Origin of the sequence: Pseudomonas sp. KBN10P06128 (genome assembly GCF_037574945.1) — a bacterium.
GTDB lineage: Bacteria > Pseudomonadota > Gammaproteobacteria > Pseudomonadales > Pseudomonadaceae > Pseudomonas > Pseudomonas aeruginosa.
Map to the genome: position 1 here is coordinate 3,193,038 of NZ_JBBELR010000001.1, position 12,077 is coordinate 3,205,114.

At 66.3% G+C, this 12,077-nt stretch carries 9 protein-coding genes; 5 read left to right on the forward strand and 4 right to left on the reverse strand.

Annotated features, from left to right (window positions below):
- Positions 1 to 267: 267 nt before the first annotated feature.
- From VQ065_RS15250 to VQ065_RS15265, 4 genes are all read right to left on the reverse strand, one after another.
- Positions 268 to 1,407, reverse strand: coding sequence for a catalase family protein (locus tag VQ065_RS15250; RefSeq protein WP_003088286.1), 1,140 nt, complete (start codon positions 1,405 to 1,407; stop codon positions 268 to 270).
- Between the two features lie 178 nt (positions 1,408 to 1,585).
- The gene (locus VQ065_RS15255) at positions 1,586 to 3,481 is read right to left on the reverse strand and encodes a di-heme-cytochrome C peroxidase (protein WP_003088288.1); all 1,896 of its coding nucleotides are present in this window, start codon (positions 3,479 to 3,481) and stop codon (positions 1,586 to 1,588) included.
- A gap of 310 nt (positions 3,482 to 3,791) precedes the next feature.
- Positions 3,792 to 3,926: a hypothetical protein gene (locus VQ065_RS15260; RefSeq protein WP_003088290.1), complete on the reverse strand. Its 135-nt coding sequence runs from the start codon at positions 3,924 to 3,926 to the stop codon at positions 3,792 to 3,794.
- A 157-nt stretch (positions 3,927 to 4,083) separates the two neighbouring features.
- The gene (locus VQ065_RS15265) at positions 4,084 to 5,181 is read right to left on the reverse strand and encodes a GNAT family N-acetyltransferase/peptidase C39 family protein (RefSeq protein WP_003088292.1); all 1,098 of its coding nucleotides are present in this window, start codon (positions 5,179 to 5,181) and stop codon (positions 4,084 to 4,086) included.
- 190 nt (positions 5,182 to 5,371) lie between these two features.
- Between VQ065_RS15265 and VQ065_RS15270 the strand changes: the two genes are divergently transcribed.
- The 5 genes from VQ065_RS15270 (at position 5,372) to VQ065_RS15290 (ending at position 12,077) form a co-directional block, all read left to right on the forward strand.
- The gene (locus VQ065_RS15270; protein WP_003088294.1) at positions 5,372 to 6,859 is read left to right on the forward strand and encodes a RimK family protein; all 1,488 of its coding nucleotides are present in this window, start codon (positions 5,372 to 5,374) and stop codon (positions 6,857 to 6,859) included.
- Positions 6,860 to 6,994: 135 nt separating this feature from the next.
- Complete coding sequence (locus VQ065_RS15275; protein WP_003088295.1) at positions 6,995 to 8,323, forward strand: sigma-54 dependent transcriptional regulator; 1,329 nt, start codon at positions 6,995 to 6,997, stop codon at positions 8,321 to 8,323.
- Between the two features lie 218 nt (positions 8,324 to 8,541).
- On the forward strand, positions 8,542 to 9,501 hold the full coding sequence (locus VQ065_RS15280) for a sugar ABC transporter substrate-binding protein (RefSeq protein ID WP_003088297.1): 960 nt from the start codon (positions 8,542 to 8,544) through the stop codon (positions 9,499 to 9,501).
- Between the two features lie 21 nt (positions 9,502 to 9,522).
- The gene (locus VQ065_RS15285) at positions 9,523 to 11,055 is read left to right on the forward strand and encodes a sugar ABC transporter ATP-binding protein (protein WP_003088299.1); all 1,533 of its coding nucleotides are present in this window, start codon (positions 9,523 to 9,525) and stop codon (positions 11,053 to 11,055) included.
- A 23-nt stretch (positions 11,056 to 11,078) separates the two neighbouring features.
- On the forward strand, positions 11,079 to 12,077 hold the full coding sequence (locus VQ065_RS15290; protein ID WP_003088303.1) for an ABC transporter permease: 999 nt from the start codon (positions 11,079 to 11,081) through the stop codon (positions 12,075 to 12,077).

Below are 12,077 nucleotides of genomic sequence, written 5' to 3' on the forward strand. Positions count from 1 at the left end.
CGTTTGGCAGCCTGCAGGCGACTCAGAGCCAGTATGGGTTGGCTCCGCATTCCAAGATGCAGTACTGCTCAGCTCATTTGTCACCTGCCAGACACTGTAAGTTGATGGTCGTGTATCAATCGGTAGGAACGCGTTCTAGTTAAGGTGCTCAACGGTGACGCGTCACGTGCTTGATAGACCTGAAAGCGCGTTGATCGAATGGCCGTTTCTGGCCGATTCTGGCCATTCCCGATCAACGTAACACCAAGCACTCCTCCCCCTAAACCCTCACCCATTCCTCCCCAACCTATACCCACTGACCGCCTCGTAAACCGCCTTCCGCAACCGGTTGATCCCGCCGATCGGCCGATGCTCCGGCAGTGCGTGCCAGGGGTTGAACGAGAGGTTGTCACAGAACAGGTTCTGTTCCCGGCTATCGAAATCCTGAGCTGGCACAATGATGTCGGCTATGGTAGCGAAGGGCGCGTCCGACTCCTTCCATTCGACGCTGGTGTCTTCGATGGGCATGTACTTGGCCGGGTCCTGGCGCTGCACCTGGAAGGCGTAGCAGGCGGGGGTGCGGTCGATGGAGAGTTGCTGGTACAGGGCGGCGCGGAGGAAGTTGGGCAGGTCCTGGTTCTGCTTCGGTAGCTGGTAGGCCGGGCACTTCTCCGGGGCGGGGACGACGCGGAACTTGATGTTGTGTTCGCCCAGCTTGTACGGCGAGATGCCGTTGTAGCCGGCGTGCAGCGGGCTGTCCGGGGCGGGGGCGAGGGTGCGCAGGGCGATCAGCAGGTGGCGCAGTTCCCAGCTGGCGGGGTTCCAGTTGGGGAAGAAGGCCAGGGCTTTCTTGCCGTCGGCCTGGGCGGCGAAGTTCTGCCGGTATTCGGCGATGTCGCGGATGAAGAACACCGGCTGGTTGAACATGACGAAGTCCTGCTCGCCGTCATGGCCGCGGCCGGGCAGGAGTTTTTCGCCGGGCACGTCGAGCAGTTTTATGGCCATGCCGCGCGCGTCGTTCTTGCTGTCGAACTGCGGGTAGGCGTTGCCGTTGGAGAAGCGCACCCAGGCGTTCCAGCTCTTGCCCGCTTCGGCGAACACGCCGCGACGCAGGGTCGGGTCGAGGTCGGCGCGTACCTTGAACTCGGCCTTCACGCAGCCGTGGGCCTTGGCGTGGGCATCGCGCAGGACGCGGGTGTTGTCGCGGTGCTGTTCGACCACGCGGATGGCGTCCTGGATGATCGCCTGGGTGATGCGGGCTTCGTCCGGGGCGATCTGCTCTTCCGCGGACACCGGGCCGGAGAATTTCCAGGCGTAGTAGAGGCTGCCGATGGCCCAGCCGCCGAGGCCGACGGCCAGCAGCAGGAGGAGCAGGCGGCCGAGCCATTTGCCGAGGAACAGCCAGGCGTGGGTGAGGAGTGCGCGCATGGAGTGTGTGTCCTTGGTGGTGTGCGTAGGCTGTGGGCTTTTATTCTTCTTGGGCGGGGAGTGCGCCACGATTGCTTCTCCCCGTCCTCTGGCCAGGCGTCCCCCCTGAAGGGAGAGGGGCTGCTCGGGGTGGAGAGGGGCGGCGGCGCCATGCCTCGCGCTTCTCCATTTCCCAGGTTCAGCGTTGCGCGGTCCGTTGCTCCGGCGCCGGGCATTTCGGGCCGGGCGTCCAGGGTGGGGTCTGGGCCGGGACCAGGCGGCGCTCGAATTCGGGGTTGCCGAGCACCTTCAGGTATTCCACCAGCGCCCAGCGTTCTTCCGGGCTGAGGGCGCGGCCGATCACGCCGTTCTGCCGGCAGCCGTCGCGGAATTCGTGGCCGCTGTTACGGTTGCCGGTGAGACGGGTGTCGAGGAGGAAGCCGCCGGGGAATTTCTCGGTGCGGAATCCAACGAATTTCGGATCGAATTCGAAGGTGCCGACGTAGAACTGCGGCGAGCGTTCGGCGGCCGGGGAGAGCAGCTGGAACAGGTTGGGCACCGAGCCGTTGTGCAGGAACGGCGGGGTCGCCCAGACGCCGTCCAGCGGGCGGGCCTTGTAGGCGCGCAGTTCCTGTACGCCGATCGGCAGGTCAAAGCCGTTCATGGTCTTCTGCTGTTCCGGCGGGATGCCGGCGTCCCGGTAGGCGCGCTGCTCGACGAAGGCGGTGATGTAGGCCAGGCCCTTGGCCGAGGACAGTTGCGAGAGGTCGAGTTGCTGCGGATCGGCGCCGATCAGCTGGACGTTCATCCGCGCCAGTTCGTCGACGCTCCAGCCGAGCTTGCGCAGGTCGTAGCGGTGGTCGGCGATGTTGTCGGCGGTGGTCGGATCGGTGCCGATCACCTCGGTCGGCACCATGTGCATGCGCCACTCGGGATTGCGTCCGGGGGCGGCGTATTCCGCCGGTTGCACCTTGGGTGCATGGCAGAAGGCGCAGTTGGCTTCGAACAGGGCGCGGCCCTGGGAGGCGCGTTGCAGGTCGATGCGGCCGAAGAGGTCTTCCGGCCAAGTCGGCGGTTTCAGTTGTTGCAGGGTTTCTTCCAGGGCGTGCAGGTCGTGCAGGCGTACGCTGGAGGCGTAGCGCTGCTCGCCCCGCAGCGGCTGGCCGTGCTCGTCGAAGATCTGCAGGCGCGCGCCGACGCCGAGGGCCTCGCCGATATTGCGCGCCATCGGCTGCATGGCCGAGCCGTTCCATTGCACCCAGTCGAATTTCCAGATGTCCCAGACCTGCGGATAGCTCACCGGGGCGTTGGCGACGCGGTAGTTGCCCGGGTCGATGGCATCGCCGAAGACGCTGTTGGCGATGCGCCCGAAAGCGTCGGTGCGGCCGGGGCCTTCCTCGGTGGGGTAGAGGTGGCGGCGGGTGTCGTTCCAGGCGGTGCGCAGGAGGGTGTCGAGCACGGCCTTGAAGTCGGCGCGCAGTTGCGACTTGTCCTGTTCGTAGCGTTCGCCGAGGACTTTCCTGGCGAAGCGGTTGAACTTGAACGGGTTGTAGTAGGTGGCGGCCATGCTCGCGCCGAGCGCCTGGCCGAAGGCGCCGCCGCGCAGAGTCGGCACGGTGGCGGCGATGGAGTGCATGGCGGCGCCGCCGTCGATGCGCAGCGACTTGCCCTGGTAGCGCAGTTCGCCGGTGTGGCAGGCGGCGCAGGTGATGTCCAGGTAGCGGGTGCCGGTCTTCTCGTCGCGGTGCTGGCTGAAGCCCACCGGCAGGTTGCCGGGGTTGAGGTCGCTGGCCTTCTGCTGCGGATCGACGAGGAAGCCGAAGCGGGCGAGGTATTCGGGGGCGGCGAAGGGTTCTTCGGAGAAGGGCAGTTCGAGGGCGGTGAACCAGTCGTAGTGCAGGCCCTTCACCAGGGTGCCCTGGGGCGTGTAGTAGAAGCGCTGGCGGGCCTCGTCCTGCCATTGCGGCAGGTAGCGTACCTCGCTCGGCGCCTGGTAGTGGGGCAGGTTGGGATTGGCGACGTAGTAGACCACCACCCCGACGACCGCCAGCACGATCACGCCGACAACCAGCAGAGCCTTTTTCACGGTGCGCATCAGGAACGTCCTTGTAGGCCTTTTTTGGGCACCGTTATGCCAAGGCGTTGGCATATTGGCAAGCTGCTATCAGCTTTTTTGACAAGGTTTTCTTGACAGCGAACGGGTGAAACGTTTGCGCAGGCCTCGCCTGGCGATGTTGGCGACGAAAGCTCGGTATTTCACCGGAGAAAGGTGGACGCCGGAGCGTCGTGGAACGGCAGGGCGAGGCGCCGGTGGCCTGCCGGTCAGAGACCGGAGAAGGCCAGCCAGGCGATGATTGCGGCGTAGAGCATCCAGGTGGGATCGGTACGGCGGTCGAGCAGGGCTTTCATTTCTTCGCCTCCGCGCTCCAGAAGCCCTGGGCGTTGCGGAAGGGCTGGCGGGCCAGTTGTTCCAGACGGGTGATGCCGTCGGCGCGCATGGCATTGATCAGGGCCGAGAAGGATTTGGCGGAGTAGCTCATGGTGTCGTCTCCAGTTCCGTTCTGGTTATTCGGGGATCTGGCGACTATGTAAACATCGGCGTTGGCGAATGAAAAATGGATAGTCTCACTAGCCACTATCGATGGAATTGATTGATAGGCGAGAACATCTCCCCGCCGCAGGGCGGGGCGATGCGGATCATTCCGGGTTGAACAGGATCACCGCCGCGCGCAGCTTGCTGCGGCCGAAGCGGCTCATCTTGTCGAACTCGGCGTGGCTTACCGGGATGTGCTGGCAGTCCAGCGGCTGGCGGTGCTGGCTGTGGTCGACGTCGGGATCGTGGAGGTAGACGAAGTCCTCGTCGTAGTGGGTGACCAGCACCCAGTGCGGGGCCTTGGAGCGGGTCAGGCGGTAGCTGCTGATCAGCACCAGCGGCTGGCCGCCCCGGGCCAGCTGGCGCGGGATGTCGAGCCTGGCCGAGCGCTTCTGCTCGACGCCCGAGGCGTCCAGTTCCTCGCAGAAGTCCTCGTGGACCAGGCGCATCACCGCCTTCTTGTCTTCGTTGCGTACGCCGTCGAGGAACAGCGGGCCGCTGGCGGACAGCACCAGCTTGACCCGGAAGCCGCGCCGCCAGGCGGCCAGCGCCAGGCCCTGGGGGCTACAGCCGCCGTGCCCGGCGGTCATGTAGATGGTGGTCGCCTCGCGCCACAGGCGCAGTTCCTCGCGGCGGGTCAACTGGCGCTCCGGTTGCAGCGCGCCCATGGCCATTAGCAGGCAGGCCGGGCCGCAGGTGAAATCGGTGGTCTGCCGGTAGAAGGGCACGTGGCGGCGCTGGTCGTGGCCGGGGTTGCGGATGCGTTTCTCGAAGCGCAGCGCTTCGCTGTGGTCCTCGTAGTAGTCGCGCACGGTGGCGAAGGGACGGTAGCCGTTGCGCTCGTAGAGGGCGATGGCGCCACGGTTGTCCGGGCGCACTTCCAGGCGCATGTAGGCGCGGTCGTTGTCCCGCGCGGCCTGCTCGGCGGCTTCCAGCAGCTTCTGGCCGAGGCCGATGCCGCGGGCGCGCGGGTCGATGGCGATGGAGTAGAGGCGGGCCAGCGAGGTGCCTTCGTGGAACAGCACCAGGGCGTAGCCGAGCACGCCGCCGTCGCCCTCGGCTACCGTCAGGCTGGCGTGGGCGCGGGTGAGCATCCACTGGAAGTTGCGGCGGGACAGGCGATCGTAGTCGAAGCAGCGGTTTTCCAGCTCGACCAGGGCGGACAGGTCGTCCGCGCCGGCCGGGCGGAGGGTCAGGTTCATAGCGGTCTCCACGGCCGCGGGCGGGAACTTCCGCGCGGGCGTGCTGTAATGGGTGCTGTACGCTTCGGTTTGCTGGCAGGCGCCATAGAGCGGTTTCGCAAGGGATTCCCGCCGAGTATTGGCCGGGATGCGTGCGCCGGCAAGCCGGTTCCGAATGCGCCGTGGTTTCGCTGTCCCCCCGGGAGGTGTCGTGAGCAAGCTGTTCATCATCGTGGAACGCAAGGAAGACTGGACGTCCTATTACCCCAGCGAGGATGTGGTCACCGCCCAGGAATACCTGGAACTGCCCATCGACGACGACACTGGCAAGCGGGTCCAGGTGATCAACCTGTGCCGGCACTACAAGTACCTGCGCCATGGCTACTACTGCTCGCTGCTCGCCGAGGCGCGCGGGCACAAGGTGATCCCCTCGGTGCGGACCATCAGCGAGCTGGCCAGGAAGTCGCTGTACAGCCTGGTCCTGGAGGACCTCGACCGCACCCTGGACAAGGCCCTGGCCGCGCACCCCTACGGCAGCACCGATGGTTTCACCCTGACCCTGTATTTCGGCCGTACCGACATCGAGCCGTTGCAGGACCTGGCGCGACAGTTGTTCGAGGCGTTTCCCTGCCCGTTGCTGCTGGTGGAGTTCAAGCGCAACCGCACCTGGCACATCGAGGGCATCAAGCCCGGCGCCATCCACAAGCTGCGCGAGGACCAGGAAGACCTCTTCGCCAACGCCCTGGACAGCTTCAGCCGGCAGATCTGGCGCAAGCCGCGTTCGCGCAAGCCGTTCCGCTACGATCTGGCGATCCTCCACGACCCCGGCGAGGCGTTCCCGCCGTCCGATGCCAAGGCGCTGAAGAACTTCGTGCGGGTCGGCCGCAGCCTCGGCATCGACGTCGACCTGATCGAGCGCAAGGACTATTCGCGGATCGCCGAGTACGACGCGCTGTTCATCCGCGAGACCACCAATGTCGCCGACCACACCTACCGTTTCGCCAAGAAGGCCGAGAGCGAAGGGTTGGTGGTGATGGACGACCCGGTGTCGATCCTGCGCTGCACCAACAAGGTGTACCTGGCCGACCTGCTGCGCAGCCACAAGCTGGGCATGCCGGCCACGGAGATTCTCTACAAGGAGAACCCGCAGGAACTGGAGAAGGTCGGCGAGCGCCTGGGCTTCCCGCTGGTGCTGAAGATTCCCGACGGCAGCTTCTCGCGCGGGGTGATCAAGGTGGAGGACCAGGAGCAGTTGCTGGCGGCCAGCGCCGAGCTGTTCGAGCGCTCGGTGCTGATCCTTGCCCAGGAGTTCTTCTATACCGAGTACGACTGGCGTATCGGCGTGCTCAACCGCAAGCCGATCTTCGCCTGCCAGTACTTCATGTCCAAGGGCCACTGGCAGATCTACGACCACAGCCCGGACGCCGAGGAGGTCAGCGGCGATTTCCGCACCATGCCCGTGCACGAGGCGCCGCGCAAGGTGGTGGAGCTGGCGGTGAAGACCGCCAACCTGATCGGCGACGGCCTCTACGGGGTAGACCTGAAGCAGGCCGGCGACAAGGTGGTGGTGATCGAGGTGAACGACAACCCGAACATCGACTGCGGGGTGGAAGATGTCTACCTCGGCGACGACCTCTACAAGCTGGTCCTGGAGGAGTTCGTCCGGCGCCTGGAAGTCAAGCGTCGCGGCTACGACTGATAAGACGATTTCGGCATTGGCGATATAAACAAAGATTCACTTTCGCGCGTCAAAAAATTGCTAGATTTTCCTTTCAGAGCGCCAACATGCCGTTTTTATGACGGTTCAAAGAATTGGCGCTGCAAAGGAGCACACATGTTAGATGCATCGAACCTCCGCCGTCTGCTGGTGGTGGACCCGTGCGACGATTGCCGGCGCCTGTTGCCGGGCCTTCGCGAGGCGGGTTGGGCAGTGGACAGCTGCGCGCTGGAAACGGCGCGCGAACGCGCTTGCGACGTCGGCCTGCTGCGCCTGCGGCCGTTCCACCTGGAGCGGCCGGAGACGGTGAAGGACCTGATCAGCCGCAGCGGCACCGAGTGGATCGCCGTGCTCAGCCCGGACACCTTGCCGCTGAATGGCGTCGGCGATTTCGTCTGCGAATGGTTCTTCGACTTCCATACCTTGCCGTTCGACATGGCGCGGGTGCAGGTGACCCTCGGCCGCGCCTTTGGCATGGCCCGCCTGCGCGGGCGCGGCACGGTGCCCGGCGATGCCGAGGGCGAGCACGAACTGCTCGGCGAGAGCCTGGCCGTACGCGACCTGCGCCGGCTGCTGGCGAAGCTGGCGCCGACCGACTCGCCGGTACTGATCCGTGGCGAGAGCGGCACCGGCAAGGAACTGGTCGCGCGTACCCTGCACCGGCAGTCGCGGCGCGCGGACAAGCCGTTCGTCGCGATCAACTGCGGGGCGATTCCCGAGCACCTGATCCAGTCCGAGCTGTTCGGCCACGAGAAGGGCGCCTTCACCGGCGCGCACCAGCGCAAGGTCGGACGGATCGAGGCGGCCGACGGCGGCACTCTGTTCCTCGACGAGATCGGCGACCTGCCGCTGGAGTTGCAGGCCAACCTGTTGCGCTTTCTCCAGGAACAGCAGATCGAGCGGGTCGGCGGTAGCCGGCCGGTCGAGGTGGACGTGCGGGTGCTGGCGGCGACCCATGTCGACCTGGAGGCGGCGATCGATGCCGGGACGTTCCGCGAGGATCTCTACTACCGGCTCAACGTCCTGCAGGTCGGCACCGCGCCGTTGCGCGAACGGAGCGAGGACCTGCCGCTGCTGGCCAATCATTTCTCCCGGCTCTACAGCCTGGAGACCGGCCGCCGCCCGCGCCGCTTCAGCGAGGACGCGCTGGCGGCGATGGCGATGCACGCCTGGCCGGGCAACGTCCGCGAACTGGCCAACCGGGTGCGTCGCGGGTTGGTCCTGGCGGAGGGGCGGCAGATCGAGGCCCAGGACCTCGGCCTGGAATGCGCGCGCGGCGACGGCCCGCCGTTGTCCAGCCTGGAGGTCTACAAGCTCTGCGCCGAGCGCCAGGCGATGTGCGACGCGCTGGCCCGCTACGGCGACAACCTCAGCGTGGCCGCGCGGATGCTCGGGGTGTCGCGGCCGACCTTCTACCGCCTGTTGCACAAGCACCGGTTGCGCTGAGCGGGCGGCGGGAGATGTGCCGGCCAAGCAAAATATCCTGCGTTTCCCAGCCGTAGCGAACTAGAATCCAACCGATCCCGACCGGTTCGCGACAGTTGCTCATGGCGATTGACAGAATCTGTCAGATCGACGCATATTCACCTAACGCAAACGTTTGCGTCTGGATAATCTCCTGGAAAAGCCTCAATACAACGATAAGAAAAGCTGGAGGATACACCATGAAGCGGGTCGCTTCCCGGCGCCTGTTGGCTGCCGTTGTGCTGACTGCCTGTTCCTCGTTCCTGCCCCTGTCCGCCGTCCACGCGGAAACTCCCGAGAAGCCCAGGATCGCGCTGGTGATGAAGTCGCTGGCGAACGAGTTCTTCCTGACCATGGAGGACGGCGCCAAGGCCTACCAGAAGGAGCATGCCGACCGGTTCGAACTGGTTTCCAACGGCATCAAGGACGAGACCGATACCTCCAGCCAGATCCGCATCGTCGAGCAGATGATCGTTTCCGGGGTCGACGCACTGGTGATCGCGCCGGCCGATTCCAAGGCGCTGGTGCCGGTGGTGAAGAAAGCGCTGGACGCCGGCATCGTGGTGGTCAACATCGACAACCGCTTCGACCCGCAGGTGCTGCAGGCGAAGAAGATCGGCGTGCCCTTCGTCGGTCCCGACAACCGCAAGGGCGCGCGGCTGGTCGGCGAGTACCTGGCGAAGCGACTGAAGGCCGGCGACGAGGTCGGCATCATCGAAGGGGTCTCCACGACCACCAATGCCCAGCAGCGCACCGCCGGCTTCAGGGATGCGATGGACGCGGCGGGGATGAAGATCGTCTCCTTGCAGTCGGGCAACTGGGAAATCGAGAAGGGCAACGCGGTGGCTTCGGCGATGCTCAACGAGCATCCGGACCTCAAGGCGCTGCTCGCCGGCAACGACAGCATGGCCCTCGGCGCGGTATCAGCGGTGCGCGCGGCGGGCCGCGCCGGGCAGGTGAAGGTGGTCGGCTACGACAATATCCAGGCGATCAAGCCGATGCTCAAGGATGGCCGGGTGCTGGCCACTGCCGACCAGTTCGCCGCGAAGCAGGCGGTGTTCGGTATCCAGACCGCGCTCAAGCTGCTCGCCGGGCAAACCCCGGAACATGAGAAGGACGGCGTGGTCGAGACGCCTGTCGAGTTGGTGACCGCGCCCTGAGCCGTCCGATGGAGCCTTCCCATGTCTAGCGACGCATTGCCGCTGCTGAGCATCCGCGGGGTCGGCAAGACCTACGCGCAGCCGGTGCTGGCGGAGATCGACCTGCAACTGTTCGGCGGCGAGGTGCTGGCCCTGACCGGTGAGAACGGCGCCGGCAAGAGCACCTTGTCGAAGATCGTCGGCGGCCTGGAGCGTCCCGGCGCCGGCAGCCTGGAACTCCTCGGCCGGCCCTACGCCCCCGCTAGCCGCCGCGAGGCCGAGGCGCTGGGCGTGCGCATGGTGATGCAGGAACTGAACCTGCTGCCGACCCTGTCGGTGGCGGAGAACCTGTTCCTCCACGACCTGCCCCGGCGCGCCGGCTGGATCGACCGTCGGCGCCTGCGCGCGGCGGCCCGCGAGGCGATGGCCCAGGTCGGCCTGGAGGCGATCGATCCCGACACGCTGGTCGGCGACCTCGGCATCGGCCACCAGCAGATGGTCGAGATCGCCCGCAACCTGATCGGCGACTGCCGCTTGCTGATCCTCGACGAACCCACGGCGATGCTTACCGCGCGCGAGGTGGACATGCTCTTCGAGCAGGTCGAGCGGCTGCGCGAACGCGGCGTGGCGATCGTCTACATCTCCCATCGCCTGGAAGAGCTGGCGCGGATTTCGCAGCGCATCGCGGTGTTGCGCGATGGCCGCCTGGTCTGCGTCGAGCCGATCGAGCGCTACGACGCCGACCAACTGGTGACCCTGATGGTCGGCCGCGAGCTGGGTGAGCGCTTCGACCTGGGGCCACGGCAGATCGGCGCGCCGCTGCTGCGGGTGGAGCGGCTGAGCCGGCGCGGCAAGGTGCATGAGGTGTCGTTCGAGGTGCGCGCGGGGGAGATCTTCGGCATTTCCGGACTGATCGGCTCCGGGCGCACCGAATTGTTGCGCCTGATCTACGGCGCCGACCGTGCCGACGGCGGTCAGGTCCTGCTTGGCGATCCGCCGCAGCGCCTGAGCCTGCGTTCGCCGGCCGACTCGGTGCGCCAGGGGGTGGCGCTGATCACCGAGGACCGCAAGGGCGAGGGCCTGCTGCTGGACCAGTCGATCAGCGCCAACCTGGCCCTGGGCAACCTGCCGGCGCTGGCGCGCCACGGGGTGATCGACCGGCGCCGCGAGGAGGCCCTGGCGCGGCGCCAGGTGGAGGCGCTGCGGGTGCGCTGCGCGGACACCGCGCAGGCGGTGGGCGAACTGTCCGGCGGCAACCAGCAGAAGGTAGTGATCGGCCGCTGGCTGGAACGCGACTGCCAGGTGCTGCTGTTCGACGAGCCGACCCGTGGCATCGACGTCGGCGCCAAGTTCGACATCTATGCCTTGCTCGCCGAACTGACCCGCCGGGGCAAGGCGCTGGTGGTGGTGTCCAGCGACCTGCGCGAGCTGATGCTGATCTGCGATCGCATCGGCGTGCTCTCGGCGGGACGTATGGTGGACACCTTCGAGCGCGACGCCTGGACCCAGGACGCGCTGCTGGCGGCGGCCTTCGCCGGTTACAAGAAACGCGACGCGCTGCTGGCGACGTCGTGAACACGCAACGCAAGGAACCAGAAATGAGCGACCCGACGTCTTCCGCTACCGCCGCCGCAGCGCCAACCCTGCGACGCGGCAACTATTTCGGCCTGGGCACCTACCTCGGCCTGGCCGGCGCGCTGCTGGCGATGATCGCGCTGTTCTCGGCGCTGAGCAGCCACTTCCTCAGCTATGGCACCTTCCTCGCCATCGCCAACCAGATCCCCGACCTGGTGGTGCTGGCGGTGGGCATGACCTTCATCCTGATCGTCGGCGGCATCGATCTCTCGGTAGGTTCGGTGCTGGCCCTGGCGGCCTCGGCGGTAAGCCTGGCGACGCTCGGCTGGGGCTGGGGCGTGCTGCCGGCGGCGATGCTCGGGATGGCCTGCGCGACCCTGGCCGGCTGCGTCACCGGTTCGATCACGGTGGCCTGGCGGATTCCCTCGTTCATCGTGTCCCTCGGGGTGCTGGAGATGGCCCGTGGGCTGGCCTACCAGATGACCGACTCGCGCACGGCCTATATCGGCGACGCCTATGCCTGGCTGTCCAATCCGCTGGCGTTCGGCATCTCGCCGGCCTTCGTGATCGCCCTGCTGGTGATGTTCGCCGCCCAGGCGGTGCTCACCCGCACGGTGTTCGGCCGCTACCTGATCGGCATCGGCACCAACGAAGAAGCGGTGCGATTGGCCGGTGTGAACCCGAAACCCTATAAGATTGCAGTATTCGCCCTGATGGGGCTGCTCGCCGGGTTGGCCGCGCTGTTCCAGATCTCGCGTCTGGAAGCGGCCGATCCCAACGCCGGGGTCGGCCTGGAACTCCAGGTCATCGCCGCGGTGGTGATCGGCGGCACCAGCCTGATGGGCGGGCGAGGTTCGGTGGTCAGCACCTTCTTCGGCGTGCTGATCATTTCCGTATTGGCGGCGGGGCTGGCGCAGATCGGTGCGTCGGAGCCGACCAAACGAATCATTACCGGGGCGGTGATCGTGGTAGCGGTGGTGCTGGATACCTACCGCAGCCATCGCGCCCGCAGACAGGGCTGA

What these genes read in the sequence shown, in the direction of transcription:
- VQ065_RS15250 (WP_003088286.1), bottom strand. Translation starts at nt 1,407, where the DNA reads ATGCGCGCACTCCTCACCCACGCCTGGCTGTTCCTCGGCAAATGGCTC.
- VQ065_RS15255 (WP_003088288.1), bottom strand. Translation starts at nt 3,481, where the DNA reads ATGCGCACCGTGAAAAAGGCTCTGCTGGTTGTCGGCGTGATCGTGCTG.
- VQ065_RS15260 (WP_003088290.1), bottom strand. Translation starts at nt 3,926, where the DNA reads ATGAGCTACTCCGCCAAATCCTTCTCGGCCCTGATCAATGCCATGCGC.
- VQ065_RS15265 (WP_003088292.1), bottom strand. Translation starts at nt 5,181, where the DNA reads ATGAACCTGACCCTCCGCCCGGCCGGCGCGGACGACCTGTCCGCCCTG.
- VQ065_RS15275 (WP_003088295.1), top strand. Translation starts at nt 6,995, where the DNA reads ATGTTAGATGCATCGAACCTCCGCCGTCTGCTGGTGGTGGACCCGTGC.
- VQ065_RS15280 (WP_003088297.1), top strand. Translation starts at nt 8,542, where the DNA reads ATGAAGCGGGTCGCTTCCCGGCGCCTGTTGGCTGCCGTTGTGCTGACT.
- VQ065_RS15285 (WP_003088299.1), top strand. Translation starts at nt 9,523, where the DNA reads ATGTCTAGCGACGCATTGCCGCTGCTGAGCATCCGCGGGGTCGGCAAG.
- VQ065_RS15290 (WP_003088303.1), top strand. Translation starts at nt 11,079, where the DNA reads ATGAGCGACCCGACGTCTTCCGCTACCGCCGCCGCAGCGCCAACCCTG.